The 21,706-nt window shown below is 70.0% G+C and carries 22 protein-coding genes and 1 pseudogene; 8 read left to right on the plus strand and 15 right to left on the minus strand.

Annotated features, from left to right (window positions below):
- Nucleotides 1–1,702, plus strand: a 1,702-nt coding sequence (gene acnA / locus UYS_RS0216060) for an aconitate hydratase AcnA (RefSeq protein ID WP_016856540.1), incomplete at its 5' end; no start/stop codon positions are given.
- A 243-nt stretch (nucleotides 1,703–1,945) separates the two neighbouring features.
- Here the strand turns inward: acnA and UYS_RS0216065 are convergent.
- The 9 genes from UYS_RS0216065 to radC form a co-directional block, all read right to left on the minus strand.
- Nucleotides 1,946–3,625 (minus strand): NAD-dependent malic enzyme, encoded by a 1,680-nt coding sequence (locus tag UYS_RS0216065; protein WP_016856541.1) that lies wholly within the window; start codon nucleotides 3,623–3,625, stop codon nucleotides 1,946–1,948.
- Nucleotides 3,626–3,757: 132 nt separating this feature from the next.
- The gene (locus UYS_RS0216070; RefSeq protein ID WP_016856542.1) at nucleotides 3,758–4,783 is read right to left on the minus strand and encodes a tryptophan--tRNA ligase; all 1,026 of its coding nucleotides are present in this window, start codon (nucleotides 4,781–4,783) and stop codon (nucleotides 3,758–3,760) included.
- 231 nt (nucleotides 4,784–5,014) lie between these two features.
- The gene (gene ald / locus UYS_RS0216075; protein WP_016856543.1) at nucleotides 5,015–6,130 is read right to left on the minus strand and encodes an alanine dehydrogenase; all 1,116 of its coding nucleotides are present in this window, start codon (nucleotides 6,128–6,130) and stop codon (nucleotides 5,015–5,017) included.
- A 199-nt stretch (nucleotides 6,131–6,329) separates the two neighbouring features.
- The gene (locus UYS_RS0216080) at nucleotides 6,330–6,650 is read right to left on the minus strand and encodes a putative signal transducing protein (RefSeq protein ID WP_016856544.1); all 321 of its coding nucleotides are present in this window, start codon (nucleotides 6,648–6,650) and stop codon (nucleotides 6,330–6,332) included.
- A 64-nt stretch (nucleotides 6,651–6,714) separates the two neighbouring features.
- Nucleotides 6,715–7,911, minus strand: a complete 1,197-nt coding sequence (locus tag UYS_RS0216085) for a class I SAM-dependent rRNA methyltransferase (protein WP_016856545.1) — start codon at nucleotides 7,909–7,911, stop codon at nucleotides 6,715–6,717.
- Between the two features lie 106 nt (nucleotides 7,912–8,017).
- Nucleotides 8,018–8,839: a bifunctional DNA-formamidopyrimidine glycosylase/DNA-(apurinic or apyrimidinic site) lyase gene (mutM, locus tag UYS_RS0216090; RefSeq protein WP_016856546.1), complete on the minus strand. Its 822-nt coding sequence runs from the start codon at nucleotides 8,837–8,839 to the stop codon at nucleotides 8,018–8,020.
- 123 nt (nucleotides 8,840–8,962) lie between these two features.
- Entirely contained in the window at nucleotides 8,963–9,118 is a 156-nt protein-coding gene (gene rpmG, locus UYS_RS0216095) for a 50S ribosomal protein L33 (protein ID WP_016856547.1), read from the minus strand.
- A gap of 24 nt (nucleotides 9,119–9,142) precedes the next feature.
- Entirely contained in the window at nucleotides 9,143–9,379 is a 237-nt protein-coding gene (gene rpmB / locus UYS_RS0216100) for a 50S ribosomal protein L28 (RefSeq protein WP_035592734.1), read from the minus strand.
- A 239-nt stretch (nucleotides 9,380–9,618) separates the two neighbouring features.
- Nucleotides 9,619–10,293, minus strand: a complete 675-nt coding sequence (radC, locus tag UYS_RS0216105) for a RadC family protein (protein ID WP_016856549.1) — start codon at nucleotides 10,291–10,293, stop codon at nucleotides 9,619–9,621.
- A 280-nt stretch (nucleotides 10,294–10,573) separates the two neighbouring features.
- Between radC and coaBC the strand changes: the two genes are divergently transcribed.
- The 5 genes from coaBC (at nucleotide 10,574) to slmA (ending at nucleotide 15,400) form a co-directional block, all read left to right on the plus strand.
- A complete protein-coding gene (gene coaBC / locus UYS_RS0216110; RefSeq protein ID WP_016856550.1) occupies nucleotides 10,574–11,803 on the plus strand; it encodes a bifunctional phosphopantothenoylcysteine decarboxylase/phosphopantothenate--cysteine ligase CoaBC in 1,230 nt (409 codons plus the stop codon).
- Nucleotides 11,804–11,853: 50 nt separating this feature from the next.
- Nucleotides 11,854–12,321 carry a dUTP diphosphatase gene (gene dut, locus UYS_RS0216115; RefSeq protein WP_016856551.1) on the plus strand — a complete coding sequence of 156 codons (468 nt, stop codon included), beginning with the start codon at nucleotides 11,854–11,856 and terminating at the stop codon, nucleotides 12,319–12,321.
- Nucleotides 12,322–12,394: 73 nt separating this feature from the next.
- Complete coding sequence (locus tag UYS_RS0216120; RefSeq protein WP_016856552.1) at nucleotides 12,395–13,792, plus strand: phosphomannomutase/phosphoglucomutase; 1,398 nt, start codon at nucleotides 12,395–12,397, stop codon at nucleotides 13,790–13,792.
- 32 nt (nucleotides 13,793–13,824) lie between these two features.
- The gene (argB, locus tag UYS_RS0216125) at nucleotides 13,825–14,727 is read left to right on the plus strand and encodes an acetylglutamate kinase (protein ID WP_016856553.1); all 903 of its coding nucleotides are present in this window, start codon (nucleotides 13,825–13,827) and stop codon (nucleotides 14,725–14,727) included.
- Nucleotides 14,728–14,788: 61 nt separating this feature from the next.
- Nucleotides 14,789–15,400: a nucleoid occlusion factor SlmA gene (gene slmA / locus UYS_RS0216130; RefSeq protein WP_026068628.1), complete on the plus strand. Its 612-nt coding sequence runs from the start codon at nucleotides 14,789–14,791 to the stop codon at nucleotides 15,398–15,400.
- A gap of 83 nt (nucleotides 15,401–15,483) precedes the next feature.
- On the opposite strand, the gene rpoH is transcribed toward slmA, so the two are convergent.
- From rpoH to ftsY, 4 genes are all read right to left on the minus strand, one after another.
- Nucleotides 15,484–16,350, minus strand: a complete 867-nt coding sequence (gene rpoH / locus UYS_RS0216135) for an RNA polymerase sigma factor RpoH (protein WP_016856555.1) — start codon at nucleotides 16,348–16,350, stop codon at nucleotides 15,484–15,486.
- A gap of 133 nt (nucleotides 16,351–16,483) precedes the next feature.
- Nucleotides 16,484–17,455 (minus strand): permease-like cell division protein FtsX, encoded by a 972-nt coding sequence (gene ftsX / locus UYS_RS0216140; protein ID WP_016856556.1) that lies wholly within the window; start codon nucleotides 17,453–17,455, stop codon nucleotides 16,484–16,486.
- Nucleotides 17,452–18,120 carry a cell division ATP-binding protein FtsE gene (ftsE, locus tag UYS_RS0216145; RefSeq protein WP_016856557.1) on the minus strand — a complete coding sequence of 223 codons (669 nt, stop codon included), beginning with the start codon at nucleotides 18,118–18,120 and terminating at the stop codon, nucleotides 17,452–17,454. The genes ftsX and ftsE overlap by 4 nt, the downstream gene beginning before the upstream one ends.
- Complete coding sequence (ftsY, locus tag UYS_RS0216150) at nucleotides 18,117–19,610, minus strand: signal recognition particle-docking protein FtsY (RefSeq protein ID WP_016856558.1); 1,494 nt, start codon at nucleotides 19,608–19,610, stop codon at nucleotides 18,117–18,119. Before ftsY ends, ftsE begins: the two co-directional genes overlap by 4 nt.
- Before the next feature lie 91 nt (nucleotides 19,611–19,701).
- On the opposite strand from ftsY, the gene rsmD reads away from it, so the two are divergent.
- Nucleotides 19,702–20,367, plus strand: a complete 666-nt coding sequence (rsmD, locus tag UYS_RS0216155; RefSeq protein ID WP_016856559.1) for a 16S rRNA (guanine(966)-N(2))-methyltransferase RsmD — start codon at nucleotides 19,702–19,704, stop codon at nucleotides 20,365–20,367.
- Nucleotides 20,368–20,446: 79 nt separating this feature from the next.
- A complete protein-coding gene (locus UYS_RS0216160; protein ID WP_016856560.1) occupies nucleotides 20,447–20,656 on the plus strand; it encodes a cell division protein ZapB in 210 nt (69 codons plus the stop codon).
- A gap of 39 nt (nucleotides 20,657–20,695) precedes the next feature.
- Here the strand turns inward: UYS_RS0216160 and rimI are convergent, their stop codons facing one another.
- Entirely contained in the window at nucleotides 20,696–21,154 is a 459-nt protein-coding gene (rimI, locus tag UYS_RS0216165) for a ribosomal protein S18-alanine N-acetyltransferase (RefSeq protein WP_016856561.1), read from the minus strand.
- Nucleotides 21,147–21,706, minus strand: a pseudogene (locus tag UYS_RS18710) (hypothetical protein); the annotation flags it as partial. The gene rimI and the pseudogene UYS_RS18710, both read right to left, overlap by 8 nt.

Genomic DNA, 21,706 nt, shown 5'->3' on the forward strand with positions numbered 1-21,706 from the left:
ATGGCGCGAACCCGGCGCCGAGCCGGTCTTCAGCGATACCCTCGAGCTCGACATGGGCGACGTCGAGGCCAGCCTGGCCGGCCCCAAGCGGCCCCAGGACCGCGTCAACCTGGCCGACATGCCGACGGCCTTCGCCAAGGTGATGGAAGACGACGGCAAGCCGCTCGAGGCGCCCTCCGAGAAGGGCAAGCTGATGTCCGAGGGCGGCCAGACCGCGGTCGGCGTCGAGGAGAGCTACGAGCACCACGACAGCCAGCAGGTCGACCTCGAGGGCGAGGCCTTCCGCCTCGACCCCGGCGCGGTGGTGATCGCCGCCATCACCTCCTGCACCAACACCTCCAACCCCAGCGTGATGATGGCCGCCGGCCTGCTGGCGCGTAACGCCCGGGAGCGCGGCCTCGACACCAAGCCCTGGGTCAAGACCTCGCTGGCCCCCGGCTCCAAGGTGGTCACCGACTACCTGGCCGCCGGCGGCGTGCAGGGCGACCTCGACGCCCTGGGCTTCAACCTGGTCGGCTACGGCTGTACCACCTGCATCGGCAACTCCGGCCCGCTGCCCGGCCCGATCGAGCAGGCGATCACCGACGGCGACCTGACCGTGGCCTCGGTGCTGTCCGGCAACCGCAACTTCGAGGGCCGCGTCCATCCGCAGGTGAAGACCAACTGGCTGGCCTCGCCGCCCCTGGTGGTGGCCTATGCCCTGGCCGGCAACGTGCGCAAGGACCTGGCCCGCGACCCGCTGGGCATCGACCGCGACGGCAAGCCGGTCTACCTGCAGGACATCTGGCCCTCCCAGGCCGAGATCGCCGAGGCGGTGGAGAAGGTCCGCACCGAGATGTACCGCAAGGAGTACGCCGAGGTGTTCGAGGGCGACGAGGTGTGGAAGGCCATCGACGTCCCCGAGAGCGAGGTGTACCAGTGGGACGAGGCCTCCACCTACATCCAGCATCCGCCGTTCTTCGACGGCATGGGCCGCGACCCCGCCCCCACCGAGGACGTCCACCGCGCCCACGTGCTGGCCATGCTCGGCGACTCGGTGACCACCGACCACATCTCGCCGGCCGGCGCCATCAAGCCCGACAGCCCGGCGGGCCGCTACCTGCAGGAGCGCGGCGTCAAGCCGGTGGACTTCAACTCCTACGGCTCGCGGCGCGGCAACCACGAGATCATGATGCGCGGCACCTTCGCCAACGTGCGCATCAAGAACGAGATGCTCGACGGCGTGGTCGGCGGCGAGACCCGCCACGTGCCCTCCGGCCAGCAGATGGCCATCTATGACGCGGCCATGCAGTACCAGCAGGAAGGCACGCCCCTGGTGGTGATCGCCGGCAAGGAATACGGCACCGGCTCCTCCCGCGACTGGGCCGCCAAGGGCACCCGGCTGCTCGGCGTGCGCGCCGTGCTGGCGGAGTCCTACGAGCGTATCCACCGCTCCAACCTGATCGGCATGGGCGTGGTGCCGCTGCAGTTCCCCGAGGGCGAGACCCGCGAGACCCTGGGCCTGACCGGCGACGAGCGCGTCTCCATCAAGGGCCTCGACGATCTCGCCCCGGGCGGCAGGGTCGAGGTGACGATCGAGAGCGACAAGGGCGAGCAGACCCTCGAGGCGCTGTGCCGCATCGACACCGCCAACGAGCTGGAGTACTACCGCCACGGCGGCATCCTGCACTACGTGCTGCGCAAGATGATCGGTTCAGCCTGATCCAGCCTTCTGAGCGAACGCCGTAAACGCAAAAGCCCCCACCGGTGACCCGGCGGGGGCTTTTTCATCAATGGCTTGCCTTCAAGCCATCATCATTTTCCAGGGAGCGCAGATTTATGTCGCGAGCGAAGAGAGGCTGGCCGCCGCCGGAGAGGAACATCCGGAATTGACTGGGTGCTCAATGAGGAATGCGAGCACCGCCGGCGGCCAGGATATCGAGCGCAGCAATAAATCCGCGCTTCCTCAGAAGGAGCGGCGACGATAGGCGCGATACTCCGGCGTCCAGAAGTTGCGCTCGATGGCGTGGCGCAGTGTCTGTTCGTCGGACTTCAGCGCCACGCCCTCGCGCTGGGCCTCGGCCCCCACCTCGAAGGCGATCGCCTTGGACAGCTCGCGGATGTCGGCCAGCGCCGGCAGCACCGCGCCCTCACCGGTCCTGGCGACCGGCGCCGCGTCGGCCAGCGCCCGGGAGGCGGCCATCAGCATGGTGTCGGTGATGCGCTTGGCGCCGGACGCCACCACGCCGAGGCCGATGCCCGGGAAGATATAGGCGTTGTTGCACTGGGCGATCGGGTAGGAGCGGCCGTCGTGCTCCACCGGGGCGAAGGGGCTGCCGGTGGCGACCATGGCCTGGCCGTCGGTCCAGCGGATCACGTCCGCCGGCACCGCCTCGGCGCGGGAGGTCGGGTTGGACAGCGGCATCACCAGCGGCGAGGCGCAGCCGGCGTGCATGGTGCGGATCACCTCTTCGGTGAAGATGCCCTGCTGGCCGCTGACGCCGAGCAGCACGGTCGGCTTGACCCGTTTGACCACCTCCAGCAGCGACTGGCCGTCCCAGTCGGCGACCAGCGTCACTTCCTGGGCCAGGCGACGCTGGAAGTCGCGCAGCCAGTCCTGGTCGCCGGTCACCAGGCCCTCGCGGTCGACCATGTAGATGCGCTCGCGGGCCTCGGCCTCGGACAGGCCCTCGGTCTGCATGGCCACGACGATCTGCTCGGCGATGCCGCAGCCGGCCGAACCGGCACCGACCACCGCCACGCGCTGGTCGCTGACGGTCTCGCCGCGGGCCTTGCAGGCCGCCATCAGGGTGCCGACACAGACGGAGGCGGTGCCCTGGATGTCGTCGTTGAAGCAGCACAGCTCGTCGCGGTAGCGGTCGAGCAGCGGCAGGGCATTGGCCTGGGCGAAGTCCTCGAACTGCAGCAGCACGTTCGGCCAGCGACGCTTCACGGCGGTGATGAACTCGGCCATGAAGGCGTTGTACTCCTCCTGGGAGATACGCGGATGGCGCCAGCCCATGTACATGGGATCGTCGAGCAGGGTCTGGTTGTTGGTGCCCACGTCGATCTGGATCGGCAGGGTGTAGGCCGGGCTGATGCCGCCGCAGGCGGTATACAGCGACAGCTTGCCGATCGGGATGCCCATGCCGCCGATGCCCTGGTCACCGAGGCCGAGGATGCGCTCGCCGTCGGTGACCACGATCACCTTGACGTTGTCCTTGGTCGCGCTGCGCAGGATGTCGTCCATGCGGTCGCGGTCGGGGTAGGACACGAACAGGCCGCGGTGATTGCGGTAGATGTTGGAGAACTCTTCGCAGGCCTGACCGACCGTCGGCGTATAGATGATCGGCAGCATCTCCTCGAGATGCTCGGAGACCAGGCGGAAATACAGGGTCTCGTTGTCGTCCTGGATGGCGCGCAGGTAGATGTGGCGATCCAGGTCGGTCTGGCACTGGCGATACTGGCGATAGGCCCGCTCCGCCTGCTCCTCGATGGTCTCGACGTTCTGCGGCAGCAGGCCGACGAGGTTGAACTCGAAGCGCTCCTCCCGGGTGAAGGCGCTGCCCTTGTTGAGCAGGGGCATTTCGAGCAGAGGCGGCCCGGCGTAGGGCACATAGAGGGGGCGCTTGGCTTCGCTGGTCATCAAGTTCTCTCTTTCCATGTCGGGAATGCGGGCCGTGGCGCTCTGCGGCGCCTTGGGGCGTACTCTACCACAACGGCGCCCCCGACCAGGGTCGGAGGCGCCGTTGTGGATCTCAACCTTGGGGCACCGTGGCTAGACGAACTGGCCCAGGCCGACCGCCTTGCGCAGGCGGTCCATGAAGGGCGCGGCCTCGGCCCGAGCGCGCTCGGCGCCCTGCTTCAGCACGGCCTCGATATGACCGGGGTCTTCCAGCAGCGCCTGGTAGCGCTCGCGGGGCTCGCGCAGGTGGGCATTCAGGTATTCGAAGACGCGGTTCTTGGCGTCGCCCCAGCCGATGCCGTTCTCGTACTCGGTGCGCATGGCCGCGGTCTCCTCGGCGCTGGCGAAGGCCGAGTAGATCTGGAACAGGGTGCAGGTGTCCGGGTCCTTGGGCTCGCCGGGCTCCAGCGAGTTGGTCTTGATCTTGCGCACCAGCTTCAGAAGCTTCTTCTCGGAGACGAACAGCGGAATGGTGTTCTCGTAGCTCTTGGACATCTTGCGACCGTCCAGGCCGTTGAGCACCTGGACCCGCTCGTCCACCACCGCCTCGGGCTGGGTGAAGTACTGCCCCTTGAACAGGTGGTTGAAGCGCCCGCCCATGTCACGCGCCATCTCGATGTGCTGGATCTGGTCGCGGCCGACCGGCACCTTGTTGGCGTTGAACATCAGGATGTCCGCCGCCATCAGCACCGGGTAGCCGAACAGGCCCATGGTGATGCCGCGATCGGGGTCGGGGCTGCCGGCCTCCTCGTTCTCCGCCACCGCCGCCTTGTAGGCGTGGGCGCGGTTCATCAGGCCCTTGGCGCAGACGCAGGACAGCATCCAGTTCAGCTCGCCGATCTCGGGGATGTCCGACTGGCGATAGAAGATGGCGTTGTCGGTATCGAGCCCCAGCGCCAGCCAGGTGGCGGCGATCTCCAGGCGCGACTGCTGGACCCGCTTGGGGTCCTGGCACTTGATCAGCGCGTGCAGGTCGGCGAGGAAGTAGTAGGACTGGACGCTCGGGTCCTGGCTCGCCGCGATGGCGGGCTTGATGGCCCCGACGTAGTTGCCGAGGTGGGGCGTGCCGGTGGTGGTGATGCCCGTCAGCACACGGGTCTTGTCGGACGATGCGGTCATGAAAGCGGGACTCAGCTGACTCTCGAATGCCCGCTATGGTAACGCGGCGCCCCGGCCAAGGCGACCTGCCTGAGGCCGCCCGCGGGCTGATCCGGCGACAGGTCCCGGGGTGCCGGACCATCGAGGAGGCGCTGTGCCCCCCTCCCTGGGCGCTACTTTTGCCGTCCATGGCAAAAACCCTCGCTCCGCCTTATCCCCGGCGCCCGCCAGCCATCGACTCGGTAACGGGAATCAGCCGATCAGCCGGTCGGCCTCCACGTACTCGAGCCCGAAGGCCTCGGCCACGGCGCGATAGGTCAGCTGGCCGTCGTGGACGTTGAGCCCCGCGGCGAAGTGGGCGTCGTCGGCCAGCGCCTGCTGCCAGCCCTTGTCGGCCAGGGCGACGACGAACGGCAGGGTGGCGTTGGTCAGCGCCTGGGTCGAGGTGCGCGCCACCGCGCCGGGCATGTTGGCCACGCAGTAGTGCACCACGCCGTCGACCACGTAGGTCGGCTCGGCGTGCGTGGTCGGCCGACTGGTCTCGAAGCAGCCGCCCTGGTCGATGGCCACGTCCACCAGCACGCTGCCCGGCTTCATCTCCGCCAGCATGGCACGGGTGATCAGCTTGGGCGCGGCGGCGCCGGGCACCAGCACGGCGCCGATGATCAGGTCGGACTCGCGCACCGCCTCCTCGAGGGCGTCGGCGGTGGAGAACACGGTCTTCATGCGCCCCTGGTAGCGGTCGTCGAGGGTCTCGAGGCGCGGGATGGACTTGTCCAGCACCGTCACCTCGGCCCCCAGCCCCAGCGCCATGCGGGCGGCGTTCTCGCCGACCACGCCGCCGCCGATCACGGTGACCCGCGCCGGCGCCACGCCGGGCACGCCGGGCAGCAGCACGCCGGCGCCGCCCTGGGCCTTCTCCAGGCTGTGGGCGCCGGCCTGCACCGCCATGCGGCCCGCCACGGTGCTCATCGGCGCCAGCAGCGGCAGCCCGCCATCGGCCGCGGTGATGGTCTCGTAGGCGAGGCAGGTGGCCCCGCTTTCCATCAGCCCGCGGGTCAGCTCCTGCTCGGCGGCCAGGTGCAGGTAGGTGAACAGCGTCTGCCCCTTCGAGAGCCGTGCGACCTCCTCCGGCTGGGGCTCCTTGACCTTGAGGACCAGCTCGGCCTCGGCCCATACCCGGGCCACGTCGGGCTCGAGGCGCGCCCCGGCGGCCTCGTAGTCGGCATCGGAAAAGCCCGCGCCCTCGCCGGCGCCGGCCTGAACGACCACCGCGTGGCCGCGGCCGATCAGCTCGCGGGCGCCGCTGGGCGTCAGGGCGACGCGGTATTCATGGTTCTTGATTTCCTTCGGAACGGCGATCTGCATGACGATCCTCCGCGGTTGGCCGATGGATGAGAATGGCTCACCACCTCATTACAGCACAGCAGAACGATCACGCAGACGGGCGCGCTTCAAAAGACAGGATTTTCAGGAAAGTGGCGAGCGACACAGGACGTCGTTCTGCCAGAAGGGGTTCACGCCACAATTCCCTCGACGACCAGACCTCGGCCCGAGGCGCCCGGCATCAGGGCCGGGAGCCGCCGCAGTTCCAGCAGGCATCGAACGCGCCTTCCAGCCGCTCGCCACAGCCGGGGCAGGTCCAGGCCGGGCGGTCTTCGCGGCCGTCGAGGGCCTCGTGGATCAATGCCTCGGCCCGGGCCCGATTGTGGGGGGCGACCCAGACCTCGGGCTCGCACTCCCCCGGCGGTAGCTCGCCGGCGCCGCCGCCCAGGGTCAGGTTGCGCCGCTCGACGGGGATGCCGGCGACCTCCAGCAGGTTGGCCACGTGGCCGACCAGCAGCGGATTGGTGTGGGAGAAGACGCGGACGAAGGCGAAGTCGTTCATGGGCACTCGCGGTCAGGAAAAACGGGACGCGCCGGATGGCGCGCCCCGTTTCATCGGGCCTCGATCAATCGCGGAAGACGCGCACGCCGAGGGCCTTGAGGTAGGAGGTCTCGGGGATCGCCGGGTGCACCGGGTGATCCGGCCCCTGGTGGCCCTGGAACAGGATCTGGGCGTGGCGATCCTGGTGGCGGGCGGCGCCGCGCACGGTGTCCACCAGGCGCTCCGGCGCCAGATGCATCGAGCAGGAGGCCGACAGCAGCAGGCCGTCGCGGCCCAGCAGGCGCATGGCCTCGCGGTTGAGCTTGCCGTAGGCGCGCTCGCCGGCGGTGGTGTCCTTGCGCTTCTTGATGAAGGCGGGCGGATCCAGGATCACCACGTCGAACTGTTCGCCGTCGGCCTTGAGCGCGGCCATGGCCTCGAAGGCATCGCCCTCGCCCACCGCCACCTGCTCGTGCAGGCCGTTGAGGGCGGCGTTGTCGGCGACCCGCTCGAGGGCCGGGGCGCTGGCGTCCACACACAGCACCTCGCTGGCACCGCTGGCGGCGGCCTGCACGCCCCAGCCGCCGACGTAGCTGAACAGGTCGAGCACGCGCTTGCCGGCCACCTGCTGGTTGAGCCAGGCGCGGTTGACGCGGTGGTCGTAGAACCAGCCGGTCTTCTGGCCGTCGAGCACCGGGGCGACGAAGCGCACGCCGTTCTCCTCGAGCTCCACCGCCTCCGGCAGCGTGCCCTTGACCACCTCGATCCGGCTCTCGAGGCCTTCCTGACGGCGGCCGGAGGTGTCGTTGCGCAGCACCACGGCGCTCGGCGAGACGACCTTGTCCAGGGCGTCGAGCAGCGGCTCGAGCTGGGCCTCCATGCCGGCGGTGTTGAGCTGCACCACCAGCACGTCGCCGAAGCGGTCGATGATCAGCCCCGGCAGCAGGTCGCCCTCGCCGTGCACCAGGCGATAGAACGGCTTGTCGAACATGCGCTGGCGCAGGGCCAGGGCCTGGTTCAGGCGATGGACCAGCAGCGAGCGGTCGAGCTGCATGCCCGGATCGCGGGACACCAGGCGCGCGCAGATCAGCGAGTGGGCGTTGACGTAGGCCACGCCCAGCGCCTTGCCGTTGGCGGCCTCGACCTGGGCCTGCTCGCCGGGGGCGAAGTCCTTGAGCGGCGTGGCCCGGGTGTCGATCTCGTTGGAGTACAGCCAGAGATGTCCCGCCTTGAGGCGGCGATCGGCGTTCTTCTTCAGGCGCAGTGAGCGTAGGGCGGTCATGTCGTGGCTCTCATCATGGAGGTCGTGGGCGTCGCTTCGTGGGCGTCGCAGGGACGTTCGGGGGATGCCGGCCTTGGGCCCGGGCATCGGAATCGGGTGGCGGCGCTCAGGTCTGGCACTCGCCGCAGAAGACGCTGGCCCGCTGGCCCAGGGTCACCAGGCGCAGCTCGGCGCCGCAGCGCCGGCAGGGTTCGCCGTCGCGGCCGTAGACGTTGAGCCGCTGGGCGAAGTAGCCCGGCTCGCCGGTGCCGCTGACGAAGTCGCGCAGGGTGGTGCCGCCCTGGGTGATGGCGGCGGCCAGCACCTCGCTGACCGCGGCCGCCAGGCGGTCGTAGCGCTCGCGCGAGATGCGCCCGGCGGCGCGACGGGGGTCGATGCCGGCCAGGAACAGCGCCTCGGCGGCGTAGATGTTGCCGACGCCGACGACCACGGCATTGTCCATCAGGAAGGGCTTCACGGCCATGCGCCGCCGGCGCGACAGCTCGTACAGCCGCCCGCCGTCGAAGGCCTCGGAGAGCGGCTCCGGGCCCAGCTTCGCGAGACGCGCGTCGTGCTCGGCGTCGCCGGCCAGCCAGTCGACGAACCCGAAGCGCCGCGGGTCGTGGTAACGCAGCACCGCGCCGTCGTCGAGCACCAGGTCGACGTGATCGTGCTTCTTGGGCAGCTCGCCGACCCGGGCGACGCGCAGGCTGCCGGACATGCCGAGATGCCACAGCAGCGTGCCGCCGTCGCCTTCCACGGGGATCAGCAGGTACTTGGCACGACGCGAAAGCGGCCCGATGCGCGCGCCCACCAGGCGGTCGACCAGGTCGTCCGGCACCGGCACCCGCAGGCGGGACTGGCGCACGATCACCTCGGTGATCTCGCGGCCTTCCACGTGCGGGGCAATGCCGCGCCGGGTGGTCTCGACTTCGGGCAACTCGGGCATGGAACGACCTGCTATCGGCGGCGTGCGGCGATCATACGCAAGAACCCGACCATCGGGCCGGGTTCTTGAGGACAGGCCGAGGCCTGCGGCGGAAGCGATCTCGGGAACCGCGGGGATCCCGACTTACTTGATCTTGGCTTCCTTGTACATCACGTGCTTGCGAACAACCGGATCGAATTTCTTCATCTCCATCTTGTCAGGAGTGTTCCGCTTGTTCTTGTCGGTGGTGTAGAAGTGGCCGGTACCGGCGCTGGACACCAGACGAATCTTGTCACGCATGAGTCTTCTCCCTTATGGAAACGCTTAGACGGTTTCGCCGCGCTTGCGAATGTCGCCGAGCACCGCTTCGATGCCCTTCTTGTCGATGATGCGCATGCCTTTGGAGGAGACGCGCAGCTTGACGAAGCGCTTCTCGGACTCCACCCAGAAACGGTGGCTGTGCAGGTTCGGCACGAAACGACGACGCGTCTTGCGCTGGGAGTGTGAAACGTTGTTACCAGTCACCGGGCGCTTGCCGGTAACCTGACATACTTTGGACATGAGAGCCTCCAACCGCTTGGCCAGGTACGAATACCTGATTGTTCAAAACCTGTCGGGCAAAACCGGGACGACCCCGCTGTCATTTGACCCAAGGGAATTCAAAGGCTGCACTTTATACCAGAGTCAACGTTGCCAGACAAGCGACGTGCAGAAATGTGCAGCGGCATCGCCGGCCAACGTGGCCTCGGGGCCAGTCTCGGGCGAGCACGACTGCGTCTGCGGATTTTGATCGCGGAGGATTATAGCAGCCCTCGCTCGGCGAATGACACCACCTCGCCGTCGCCGACCACGAAATGATCCAGCACCCGGATCTCAAACAGCCCGAGCGCCTCCTTGAGACGCTCGGTGATGCGCCGGTCGGCATCGCTGGGCTCGGCCACCCCGGAGGGGTGGTTGTGGGCGAAGATGATCGCCCCGGCGCCCAGCTCCAGGGCGCGGCGCGCCACCTCGCGGGGATACACCGAGGCGCTGTCGAGGGTGCCGCGGAACAGCGACTCGAAGCGGATCACCCGATGCTGGCTGTCGAGGAACAGCGCCGCGAACTCCTCGTGGCCGAGATGGCGCAGCCGCGAGGCCAGATAGGCACGCACCAGCGACGGCGAGGTCAGCGCGTCCTCCCGCGCCAGCTGGCTGGCCAGGTGGCGCCGTGACAGCTCCAGCGTGGCCTGCAGCTGCACGAACTTGGCCTCGCCCAGCCCGCGCTCGGCGCAGAAGCGCCTGCGATCGGCCTCCAGCAGCGGCCGCAGGCCGCCGAAGGCCGACAGCAGGTCGCGGGCCAGGTCCACCGCCGAGCGCCCGGTCACGCCCACGCGCAGGAAGATCGCCAGCAGCTCGGCGTCGGAGAGCGCCTCCGAACCCAGCGCCAGCAGCTTCTCCCGGGGGCGCTCGCCCTCCGGCCAGTCACGAATCGACATCCCGGCCTCCCTGCCCGCCTTTTCACGATGTCATTGTAGTCGAGGCGCGCGATCGGGCATCGGCCGCAGCACCAGGGGCGCCGGCAGCGAGTCGAAGAGGAGGTCCTGTGCCATGGACGGCATCGGTAGCGCCCAGGGATGGGTTCACAGCGCCTCCTCGGAGACTCGATGACGGATCAGCCCGTGGCGCTTGACCGAGGAGGAGAGCAAAGGAGCGCGGCTACGCAAGGGTGCGGCCGAATGGTAAGGTAGACGGCCGGATTCACCCGCGGATACGACCATGTCGACAGCCCTTCCACGCCGCGTTCTGCTCGGCATCAGCGCCGGCATTGCCGCCTACAAGAGCGCCCAGCTCGCCCGCCTGCTCAAGCAGGCCGGCTGCGAGGTGCGCGTCGTGATGACCGACGGCGCCCAGGCCTTCATCACCCCGCTGACGCTGCAGGCGCTGACCGGCGAGCCGGTGCGCACCTCGCTGCTCGACCCCGAGGCCGAGGCCGGCATGGGGCACATCGAGCTGGCCCGCTGGGCCGACCTGATCCTGATCGCCCCGGCCACCGCCGACCTGATGGCGCGACTGGCCAACGGCCACGCCGACGACCTGCTCACCACCCTGTGCCTGGCGAGCGACGCCGACAAGGCCATGGCCCCGGCCATGAACCAGGCCATGTGGCGCCAGCCGGCCACCGCCCGCAACGCCCGCCGGCTGGCCGACGACGGCTGGACACTGCTGGGCCCGGACAGCGGCGACCAGGCCTGCGGCGACGTGGGCCCAGGCCGCATGCTCGAGCCCGACGCCATCCTCGCCGCCCTGAGCGGGCCCGCCGACCGCCCCGCCGAGGGCCTGCACGTGGTGATCACCGCCGGCCCCACCCGCGAGCCGCTGGACCCGGTGCGCTACCTCTCCAACCACAGCTCCGGCAAGATGGGCTACGCCCTGGCCACCGCCGCCGCCGCCCTCGGCGCCCGGGTGACGCTGATCAGCGGCCCGGTGGCGCTGCCCGCCCCGGCGGGCGCGACGCGCATCGACGTGGAAAGCGCCCGGGAGATGCACGACGCCGCCCAGCGCCTGGCCGGCGACTGCGACCTGTTCATCGGCTGCGCCGCGGTGGCGGACTACCGCGCCGAGGCGCCGGCCGAGCACAAGCTCAAGAAGCAGGACGGCGAGGACACCCTCACCCTGCGCCTGGTCAAGAACCCCGACATCATCGCCGCCGTCTCCGCGCGCGCCGACCGCCCCTTCGTCGTCGGCTTCGCCGCCGAGACCCGGGACCTCGCCGCCTACGCCCACGACAAGCTCGCGCGCAAGGGGCTCGACATGGTGGTGGCCAACGACGTCTCCCGCGCCGGGCTCGGCTTCGGCGCCGACGACAACGCCGCCCTGCTGCTGTGGCGCGAGGGCGACACCACCGGCCAGGCCGACCTGCCGCCCCAGCCCAAGGCCGAGCTCGCCGAGGCCGTGATCCGCCGCGCGCTGGAACGCCTGGCCTCGTCGGCCGGCGACGCCGACTGATCCCCGACGCCGTTCGTCTTTTACCGTTCTATATTTCTGGAAGCCACACCATGCCGACCTTCGCCGACCGCCCCCGCCTCGCCGTCAAGCTGCTCGACGAGCGGATGCGCGACCACCTGCCCCACTACGCCACCCAGGGCTCCGCCGGCATGGACCTGCGCGCCCTGCTCGACGAGCCCCTGGTCATCGAGCCCGGCGACTGCCAGCTGGTGCGCACCGGCCTGGCCATCCACATCGCCGATCCGGGCCTGGCCGGCATGATCCTTCCCCGCTCCGGGCTCGGCCACAAGCACGGCATCGTGCTCGGCAACCTGGTCGGGCTGATCGACTCCGACTACCAGGGCGAGCTGATGATCTCGGTGTGGAACCGCGGCGGCACCACCTTCACCCTCGAGCCCTTCGAGCGCCTGGCCCAGTACGTGCTGGTGCCGGTGGTGCAGGCCGAGCTCGAGCTAGTCGACGACTTCGACGAGAGCCTGCGCGGCGACGGTGGCTTCGGCCACTCCGGGCGCCACTGACGTCCCCGGTCGCCACTGACGCTTCGGGCCGACACTGACGCCGCCCTTTCCCCCCACCAGGATGACGAGCGACATGACACAGGACAGCTCTCGCCAGGCCCCGGCCTCGATCTTCCGCGCCTACGACATCCGCGGCATCGTCGATGACACCCTCACCGAGGCCGGCGTCGAGGGCATCGGCCGGGCCATCGGCAGCGCCGCCCTCGCCCGCGGCGAGGACCGGGTGGTGGTGGCCCGCGACGGCCGCCTCTCCGGTCCGCGGCTCAAGGACGCCCTGACCCGCGGCCTGACCGCCAGCGGCTGCGACGTGATCGACATCGGCATGGTGCCGACGCCGGTGCTCTACTTCGCCACCCACGTGCTGGACGGCACCGCCTCCGGCGTGATGGTCACCGGCAGCCACAATCCGCCGGACTACAACGGCTTCAAGATCGTGCTCGGCGGCGAGACGCTGTCCGGCGAGGCGATCACCGACCTGCACCGCCGCATCGAGCAAGGCGAGCTGGCCGAGGGCGCCGGCGAGGTGCACGAGCAGAACGTGCGCGAGGCCTACCTCGAGCGCATCCTCGGCGACGTGGCCCTGGCCCGCCCGCTCAAGGCGGTGGTGGACTGCGGCAACGGCGTGGCCGGCGAACTCGGCCCCGAGCTGGTCGAGCGCCTGGGCGCCGAGACGATCCCGCTGTTCGCCGAGATCGACGGCACCTTCCCCAATCATCATCCGGACCCGGGCAAGCCCGAGAACCTCGAGGACCTGATCCGCGCCGTGCGCGAGCACGACGCCGACATCGGCCTGGCCTTCGACGGCGACGGCGACCGCCTGGGCGTGATCACGCCCCGGGGCCGGCTGATCTACCCCGACCACCTGATGATGGCCTTCGCCGAGGACATGCTCGAGCGCAACCCCGGCGCGCGGGTGATCTTCGACGTCAAGTGCACCGGCAACCTGGCCCGCGTCATCGATGAGGCCGGCGGCACCCCGGAGATGTGGCGTACCGGCCACTCGCTGATCAAGGCGCGCATGAAGGAGACCGGCGCGCAGCTGGCCGGCGAGATGAGCGGCCATATCTTCTTCAAGGAGCGCTGGTACGGCTTCGACGACGGCCTCTACGGCGCCGCCCGGCTGCTGGAGGTGCTGTCGCGTCATGCAGAAGACGCCGACGCCTTCTTCGACCGCTACCCGCAGGACATCGGCACCCCGGAGATCAACGTCGCCGTCACCGACGAGACCAAGTTCGAGCTGGTGGCGCGACTGGCCCGGGAAGGCGACTTCGGCGACGATGGCATCAAGACCACCCTCGACGGCATCCGCGTCGACTATCCGGACGGCTGGGGCCTGTGCCGCGCCTCCAACACCACGCCGGTGCTGGTGCTGCGCTTCGAGGGCAAGAGCGACGCGGCGCTTGCGCGCATCCGCGCCCGCTTCGCCGACGCCCTCGCCCAGGTGGCCCCGGACCTCGAGCTGGCGCTGTGAACCACGACAAAGACACGACCAGGAAGGAAGACATGAGCGAACAGAACCGCGACCCGCGCCAGGTAGTGGAGGTGCTCTCGGAGGCCCTGCCCTACATCCAGCGCTTCTCCGGCAAGACCGTGGTGGTCAAGTACGGCGGCAACGCCATGACCGAGGACACCCTGATCGACTCCTTCGCCCGCGACATGGTGCTGATGAAGGAGGTCGGCATCAATCCGGTGGTGGTCCACGGCGGCGGCCCGCAGATCGGCGACCTGCTCGGCAAGCTCAAGATCGAGTCGCGCTTCGTCAACGGCATGCGGGTCACCGACGCCGAGACCATGGACGTGGTCGAGATGGTGCTGGGCGGGCTGGTCAACAAGGGCATCGTCAACCTGATCAACCAGAGCGGCGGCAAGGCCATCGGCCTGACCGGCAAGGACGGCGGCCAGATCCGCGCCCGCCAGCTCCGGGTCGAGCAGCAGACGCCGGACATGGCGGCCTCCGAGATCATCGACATCGGCCACGTCGGCGAGGTGGAGCATATCTCCACCGACCTGATCGAGATGCTCGCCGAGCGCGATTTCATTCCGGTGATCGCGCCGATCGGCGTCGACGAGGACGGGCGCAGCTACAATATCAACGCCGACCTGGTGGCCGGCAAGGTGGCCGAGGCGCTGGACGCCGAGAAGCTGATGCTGCTGACCAACGTCTCCGGGCTGATGAACGCCGAGGGCGAGGTGCTCACCGGGCTGACCACCGCTCAAGTTGACGCCCTGATCGCCGATGGGACCATTCATGGCGGCATGCTGCCGAAGATCCGCTGCGCGCTGGACGCCGTGAAGGGCGGCGTGGCAAGCGCTCACATCGTCGACGGCCGGGTGCCCCATGCGACCCTGCTGGAGATCTTCACCAACGCGGGAGTGGGCACGTTGATCACCAACGCGAACCGATGATGACGCCGGGGCCACGGCCCCGGCTGCCCCTCTTATCAAGGACCGACAAGAAAAGAACATCATGACGCAGGCAACTCACACTCCCAGCCGCCGGGAGCAGATCCTCCAGGGACTGGCGCTGATGCTGGAGGAAGACAGCGGCAAGCGCATCACCATCGCCGCCCTGGCGCGACAGGTCGGCGTCTCCGAAGCCGCCCTCTACCGCCACTTCCCCAGCAAGGCACGCATGTTCGAGGGGCTCATCGAGTTCATCGAACAGACGCTGTTCGAACGCATCGGCCGCATCCTCGAGGAGGTGCCCGAGGCGCTGCCTCGCTGCGGCCGGATCCTCACCCTGGTGCTGGCCTTCGCCGAGAAGAACCCGGGCCTGTCGCGGCTGCTCGGCGGCGACGCCCTGACCGGCGAGACGGCGCGGCTGCGCCAGCGCATCCACCAGCTGTTCGAACGCCTCGAGACCCAGCTCAAGCAGGTGCTGCGGGAGGCGGAACTGCGCGAGGGGCGTCGCCCGTCGCTGCCGATTCCGGCCGCCGCCAACCTGCTGGTCGCCCAGGTCGAGGGGCGCATCGCCCAGTACGTGCGCAGCGACTTCCGCCACCTGCCCACCGCGCACTGGGACGACCAGTGGCCGGTGCTGTCGGCAGGGCTGCTGCGCGAGGCGGTACAGACCGCCTGACGCCGCCCGAACGAGACGGCAACAAAAAACCCCGAAGGCCAGGCCTTCGGGGTTTTCTTCGTGCGGCGCGGCGGCCCGTGCCGTCAGGCCGCGAGCGTCTCGCCGATCTGCTGCTTGATCTTCTTCATGGCGTTCTTCTCGAGCTGACGGATGCGCTCGGCGGACACGCCATAGACGTCGGCCAGCTCGTGCAGGGTCGACTTGTCGTCGCTCAGCCAGCGCTGCTGGAGGATGTCGCGGGAGCGCTCGTCGAGCCCCTCCAGCGCCATCTGCAGGCGGCGGGTGGCGTCGGCCTCCCAGTCGCTGTCCTCGAGCTGGGTCGCCGGATCCTGGCTGGCGTCGTCCAGATAGTGGACCGGCGCCTGGTAGGCGGTCTCCTCGTCCTCGCCCGGGGCGGCGTCGAAGCCGGCATCGTGGGCGGACAGGCGGCCCTCCATCTCGCGCACGACCTCGGGCTTGACGTCGAGGTCCTTGGCGATGGCCTCGACCTCGTCGGTGTTCAGCCAGGCCAGGCGCTTCTTGGCGCTGCGCAGGTTGAAGAACAGCTTGCGCTGGGCCTTGGTGGTGGCGATCTTGACGATCCGCCAGTTGCGCAGCACGAACTCGTGGATCTCGGCCTTGATCCAGTGCACGGCGAAGGACACCAGGCGCACGCCCTGGCGCGGGTCGAAGCGCTTGACCGCCTTCATCAGGCCGACGTTGCCTTCCTGGATCAGATCGGACTGAGCCAGGCCATAACCGGAATAGCTGCGCGCGATGTGTACGACGAAGCGCAGATGCGACATTACCAGACGGCGAGCCGCCTCGAGGTCGCCTTCGTCGTGCAGACGGAAGGCCAGGTCACGCTCCTCGTCGACGGTCAGCATGGGAATGCCGTTCACCGCCTGGATATAGCCGTTGAGGTCGTGGCCCGGGGAAAGGTGGCCCACCGGCAGAAGACTGGTGCTCATGTGCAAAATGTCTCCGTTGAAGCCCGTGTGTGGAATCCCTCGTATGGAAACCCGTACTTGGAACCCGAGTCGCCGCATTGGATAGCGGCTTACCGATTTGGTTCCGCAGTATTCCCGATTCGAAAATGCTTCGCTAGCGGGGCCGGATCTGCGCCAGGTGACGACTCACGGCGATCCAGGCGCCCAACCAGCCCAACAGTGTACTACAGCCGAGCAGGATTGCCGACCCCGCGAACCCCAGCCCCGGCAGCGTGAACCCCGCACCGTAGCTGGCCGCCAGCGCGGCGATCGGCGTGGCCAGCCAGTTGCCGCCGAGGGTCAGCAGCAGGCAGGCGAGCGCCCCGCCGCCCAGCCCGTACCAGGCCCCGCTGTAGAGGAAGGGGCGGCGCACGAAGGCGTGGGTGGCGCCGATCAGGGTCACCACCTCGATCTCCTGACGCCGGTTCTCCACCGCCAGGCGAACGGTGTTGCCGACCACCAGCAGCACTCCCAGGCCGAACAGCACCGCGAGCCCCAGGCCGACACGGCGGCCCAGCTCGGCCAGCTGGCCGAGCCGCTCCAGCCACGCCAGGTCCAGGCGCACCTCCTCGACCCCGGCCATGTCCTCCAGGCCGCCCGCCAGGCGCTTGACCGCCGCCGGCGACGGATCGTCGGGGCGAATCACCACGCTGGCCGGCAGCGGATTGCCCGGCAGCCGCGCCAGGGCATCCTCCAGCCCCAGCGCCTGCTGGAACTCGGCCATGCCCTCGTCGGCGGTGATCAGGCGCGTGTCGGCCACGCCGTCATGGGCGGCCAGGGCCTCGACGATGCGCCCCGCCTCGGCATCGCCGACGCGCTCTTGCAGATAGACGGTGAGGGTCGCGCTCTCGTCGAGCTCGGCGTCGAGCAGCCGCGCGCCGTCCAGGGTCAGCCACAGTCCGGCCGGCAGCACCAGGGCGATGGCGATGGCCAGCATGGTCAGCAGGCTGCTCAGCGAGTGGCGCAGCAGCCGGCGAGCGCTGTCCAGCGCCATGGCGCGATGGTGGCGCAGCCAGCCGCGCCAGCGGCCGCCGGAGGAAGGGCGCTGGGCACGGGCGCCGCGGCGCGTGGATGTGTCACGGCTCATGAGGCCTCCTCGTCGGCGACCAGGCGCCCCTCGCTGAGGCGCAGGGTACGGTGGCGCAGCCGGGCGATCAGCGCCAGATCGTGGCTGGCGATCATTACCGTGGTGCCGATGCGGTGGAAGTCCTCGAACAGCCGCATGATGTCCGCCGACAGCTGGGGGTCCAGGTTGCCGGTGGGCTCGTCGGCGAGCAGCAGGGACGGCTTGTTGACCACCGCCCGGGCGATGCCCACGCGCTGCTGTTCACCGCCGGAGAGCTCGATGGGCAGCGCCTTCTCGCGATGCAGCAGCCCGACCTTGTCCAGCGCCGCGCGCACCCGGCGGGCCGCCTCGCGCGGCTCGGCGCCCTGGATCTCCAGCGGCAGCGCCACGTTGTGATAGATCGAGCGGTCGAACAGCAGCTGGTGATCCTGGAACACCACGCCGATCTGGCGCCGGTAGAACGGCACCTGGCTGTGATGCAGGCGGTCGATGTCATGGCCGGCGACCAGGATGCGCCCGCGGCTGGGCCGCTCCAGGCGCATCAGCAGCCGCAGCAGCGAGCTCTTGCCGGCCCCGGAGTGGCCGGTGAGAAACACCATCTCGCCGCGGCGCACGCGGAAGTCGAGATTGGCGAGCGCCTCGAAGCGCCCGCCGTAGCGCTTGCCGACGTGCTCGAAGGCGATCATGCCGAGGCGTCGTCGCGGTCGAACAGGGCGTCGACGAACTCCCGGGCATCGAAGGGACGCAGATCGTCCAGGGTCTCGCCGACGCCGATGAAGCGGATCGGCGTGCCCAGCTGCTGGGCCAGGGCGAAGATGACGCCGCCCTTGGCGGTGCCGTCGAGCTTGGTCAGGGTGATGCCGGAGACCGGCACCGCCTCGTTGAAGGTGGAGGCCTGGGACAGCGCGTTCTGGCCGGTGCCGGCGTCGAGCACCAGCATCACCTCGTGAGGCGCCTGCTGGTCGAGCTTGGCCATCACCCGGCGCACCTTCTTGAGCTCTTCCATCAGGTGGGCCTTGTTGTGCAACCGGCCGGCGGTATCGGCGATCAGCACGTCGACGCCGCGGGAGCGGGCCGCGGCCAGGGCGTCGTAGACCACCGAGGCGCTGTCGGCGCCGGTGTGCTGCGCCACCACGGGCACGTCGTTGCGCTCGCCCCAGACCTTGAGCTGCTCCACCGCGGCGGCGCGGAAGGTATCGCCGGCGGCCAGCATCACGCTGCGGCCCTCGCGCTGGAAGCGCTGGGTCAGCTTGCCGATGGTGGTGGTCTTGCCGACGCCATTGACGCCGACCACCAGGATCACGAACGGGCCCTCGCCCTTGGGCGGCAGCGCCAGCGGCGCGGTGACGCCGTCGAGCAGGGTCGCCAGCTCCTCCTGCAGCGCCTGGTAGAGCGCCTCGGGATCCTTGAGCTCCTTGCGCGAGACGCGGTCGGTGAGCCGTTCGATGATCTCGGTGGTGGCCTCGATGCCCACGTCCGCCATCAGCAGCTGGGTCTCGAGCTCTTCCATCAGATCGTCGTCGATCTGCTTGCGGCCCATGAACAGGCCGGCGAGCCCCTCGGTCAGGTTGGCGCGGGTCTTGCCCAGCCCCTCGCGCATGCGCGCGAACAGCCCCTTCTTCTTGCCCTTGGGCTTCTCGCGGGTCTCGGCCCTGGGCTGCTCCACCGGCGCCGGAGCGGGCTCGGCCTCCGGTTCTGGCTCCGGTTCTGGCTCCGGCTCGAGCGCGGCGGCCTGTTCGGGTTCGGATGCCGGCTCGGCTGGCGACGGGACGGGCTCTGCCTCGGACGCCGCGGCCGGCTCGGCGTCTGCCGCCTCGGCTGCCTCGGGCTCGGACGCCTCGGGTTCGACGTCGGCGGCCCGGGGCGTTTCAGGCGCCTCGGCGGGCGCGGGTTCGGCGTCTGCCGCGGGGGTCTCGGGCTCCTCGACCGGCTCGGGCTCCCCGGCCGGTTCGGGCTCGACGGCCGGCTCGGGCGCGGTGGACGCTGCGGATTCATCGTCGCGCTCGGCGACGGGGGCGGACTCGGTCGCCGGGACGGGCTGCGCCTCGCTCGGCGTCTCGGCCTCCGGCTCGGCCGTCGCGGCATCCGGCGCCTCCTCCTGCTCGACCTCGGGGGCCTGCCGGGGCTCCTGCTGCTGCTCTTGCTGCTTCTTCTTGCGCTTGAAAAAACCGAACATGGGGGGATTCAGCCTCGCGGGTGAACGAATCGCCACATCCTACCATCGCGCACCATGACTGTGGACAAGGCGCCCGCTACAATCGGCGCCCATGAGCCGACGACGCCCCTCCTCCCGATCCTCGACGCCTGCCCGCGGCCGCGGCAAGCAGGCGACCTCCCGCCCCGCCGGGCAGCTGCGCATCATCGGCGGCGAGCATCGCCGCCGCCGGCTGCCGGTGCTGGACAGCCCGGGCCTGCGCCCCACGCCGGACCGCGTCCGCGAGACGCTGTTCAACTGGTTGGGCATGACCACGCCCGGCGCCCGGGTGCTGGACCTGTTCGCCGGCACCGGCGCGCTGGGCCTGGAGGCCCTCTCCCGCGGCGCCGCCGAGGCGACGCTGGTGGAGCGCGACGCGCGGGTCGCCCGGGTGCTGTCCGACAACCTGGCCACGCTTGGCATCGCGTCCGCCGAGGTCAGCGTCGCCGACGCACTCGGCTATCTCGAGGCGGGGCTCGCCGAGGCGTCATCGCCCTTCTCGCTGGTGTTCCTCGATCCGCCCTTCCGCCAGGGCCTCGCCGCGCCCTGCTGCCGGGCCCTCGAGGCCGGCTGGCTGGCGGCGGACGCCTGGATCTACGTGGAGACGGAGTCGGAGCTCGCGCCGGAGGTGCCGGACGGCTGGCGGCTGCATCGCGAGGTGCGGGCCGGCGACAGCACCGGGCGGCTCTATCACCGCCCGGGCGCGGCCGACGCGCTGCCCGACGAAGACGCTTGCTGAGCCCCGTCCACGGCGTTAGTCTGCCGCTGCAGGACGCCAATCACGGGCCCAGCCCCGCCGACATCGTCAGGAGAAACGGATGAGCATCGAACTCTTCAACCAGCTCGAACAGAAGGTCGCCAGCGCCGTCGAGGCACTGGAATTGATGAAACTGGAAGCCGAGGAGCTGCGCGAGGAAAACGCCCGCCTCAAGCAGGAGCGCGAGGAGTGGGAACGCCGCCTGTCCGCGCTGCTGGGCAAGTTCGACGATGTCGAGACCGACAGCACCGCCGAGCAGCAGGCCGGCTGACGAGCCGAGCGTCGCCGCCCCTGGCCGCCCCGTCGTGCGTCAGGTCAGGGGGCGGGACATCAGCAGCGCGTCCTCGCGTTCGGTGCCGGCCAGCGGCGGATAGTAGCCGCGCCGGCGCCCGTCCTCCGCGAATCCCGCCCGCCTGTACAGCGCGATCGCCGGGGCATTCCCCGCCCGCACCTCCAGCAGCAGCCGCTCGGCGCCCCCTTCGCGGGCGCGCTCGACGACCGCGGCCAGCAGCCTTCCCGCCAGCCCCTCGCCGCGCCGCTCCGGTGCGATGAGAATGCTCTCGAGCTCGGCGTCGAAGGGCTGACGCGACACCACCGCGTGGCCGATCAGCCCTGCCGCGTCTTCCAGCCCCAGCACCGCGTATTCCTCCGCCGCCAGCGCCTGCTCGAGCCGCGTCGCCGACCAGGGATGGGCCTGGCCGCCTGTCTCCAGCGCGACCAGCGCCGACAGATCGGCGCCGCCGAGCTCCCGCAGGCGAGGCTCAGGCATCGCCTTTCGCCTCACCCTTTGCCTCACCATGCCACTCACGGCGCCAGTCGAGCAGCCGCGGCCAGAGGTCTCGCTTGGCCTCGGCGCTTCCCGCCAGGGTCTCCAGCGCGGGCCCCTGCCAGGCCGGCAGGTCCAGCGCCGTCGAGCGCCCGTCGTCGATGGCCAGCACCCGCGTCAGGGTGGCCTCGTCGCCGAACACCAGCAGCCGCTCCGGCGCCCAGCCGCGACGCGCGCGGCCGGCGAGGAAGGCGCCGAGCCCCTGGCGCGCCTCGTCCAGCGGCGCCTGCACGTCCAGCCCCTCGATCTGGGGCCAGTGGAAGGCCTCGAAGGCCGGCGGATGCTCCGGCGTGACGCCGACGGCCCGCAGCAGGTTGGCCAGCAGCCGCTGCGCCAGCGGCGAGGGAGCCGCCTCGCCGGGCTGCACCACCAGCCAGCGCCCGTCCAGGCAGGCCACCTGCAGGGCGAAGCGCAGCGCCTCCCGGGGCTCGTCCGACTCGACGCTCCTGGCCGGTTCAGGCGCCGCGTCCGGAGCGGCCTCTTCGCTGGCCGCCT

It is taken from the genome of Halomonas smyrnensis AAD6, assembly GCF_000265245.1.
GTDB classification, from domain to species: domain Bacteria; phylum Pseudomonadota; class Gammaproteobacteria; order Pseudomonadales; family Halomonadaceae; genus Halomonas; species Halomonas smyrnensis.

Bases quoted from the DNA above. Each gene is read 5' to 3' on its own strand.
- UYS_RS0216070 (WP_016856542.1), bottom strand. From the start codon at position 4,783: ATGACCGCATCGTCCGACAAGACCCGTGTGCTGACGGGCATCACCACC.
- UYS_RS0216080 (WP_016856544.1), bottom strand. From the start codon at position 6,650: ATGAACGACTTCGCCTTCGTCCGCGTCTTCTCCCACACCAATCCGCTG.
- UYS_RS0216085 (WP_016856545.1), bottom strand. From the start codon at position 7,911: ATGACCGCCCTACGCTCACTGCGCCTGAAGAAGAACGCCGATCGCCGC.
- UYS_RS0216065 (WP_016856541.1), bottom strand. From the start codon at position 3,625: ATGACCAGCGAAGCCAAGCGCCCCCTCTATGTGCCCTACGCCGGGCCG.
- ald (WP_016856543.1), bottom strand. From the start codon at position 6,130: ATGCAGATCGCCGTTCCGAAGGAAATCAAGAACCATGAATACCGCGTC.
- mutM (WP_016856546.1), bottom strand. From the start codon at position 8,839: ATGCCCGAGTTGCCCGAAGTCGAGACCACCCGGCGCGGCATTGCCCCG.
- rpmB (WP_035592734.1), bottom strand. From the start codon at position 9,379: ATGTCCAAAGTATGTCAGGTTACCGGCAAGCGCCCGGTGACTGGTAAC.
- rpoH (WP_016856555.1), bottom strand. From the start codon at position 16,350: ATGAGCACCAGTCTTCTGCCGGTGGGCCACCTTTCCCCGGGCCACGAC.
- ftsX (WP_016856556.1), bottom strand. From the start codon at position 17,455: ATGAGCCGTGACACATCCACGCGCCGCGGCGCCCGTGCCCAGCGCCCT.
- rsmD (WP_016856559.1), top strand. From the start codon at position 19,702: ATGAGCCGACGACGCCCCTCCTCCCGATCCTCGACGCCTGCCCGCGGC.
- ftsY (WP_016856558.1), bottom strand. From the start codon at position 19,610: ATGTTCGGTTTTTTCAAGCGCAAGAAGAAGCAGCAAGAGCAGCAGCAG.
- argB (WP_016856553.1), top strand. From the start codon at position 13,825: ATGAGCGAACAGAACCGCGACCCGCGCCAGGTAGTGGAGGTGCTCTCG.
- dut (WP_016856551.1), top strand. From the start codon at position 11,854: ATGCCGACCTTCGCCGACCGCCCCCGCCTCGCCGTCAAGCTGCTCGAC.
- slmA (WP_026068628.1), top strand. From the start codon at position 14,789: ATGACGCAGGCAACTCACACTCCCAGCCGCCGGGAGCAGATCCTCCAG.
- rpmG (WP_016856547.1), bottom strand. From the start codon at position 9,118: ATGCGTGACAAGATTCGTCTGGTGTCCAGCGCCGGTACCGGCCACTTC.
- rimI (WP_016856561.1), bottom strand. From the start codon at position 21,154: ATGCCTGAGCCTCGCCTGCGGGAGCTCGGCGGCGCCGATCTGTCGGCG.
- ftsE (WP_016856557.1), bottom strand. From the start codon at position 18,120: ATGATCGCCTTCGAGCACGTCGGCAAGCGCTACGGCGGGCGCTTCGAG.
- UYS_RS0216120 (WP_016856552.1), top strand. From the start codon at position 12,395: ATGACACAGGACAGCTCTCGCCAGGCCCCGGCCTCGATCTTCCGCGCC.
- radC (WP_016856549.1), bottom strand. From the start codon at position 10,293: ATGTCGATTCGTGACTGGCCGGAGGGCGAGCGCCCCCGGGAGAAGCTG.
- UYS_RS0216160 (WP_016856560.1), top strand. From the start codon at position 20,447: ATGAGCATCGAACTCTTCAACCAGCTCGAACAGAAGGTCGCCAGCGCC.
- coaBC (WP_016856550.1), top strand. From the start codon at position 10,574: ATGTCGACAGCCCTTCCACGCCGCGTTCTGCTCGGCATCAGCGCCGGC.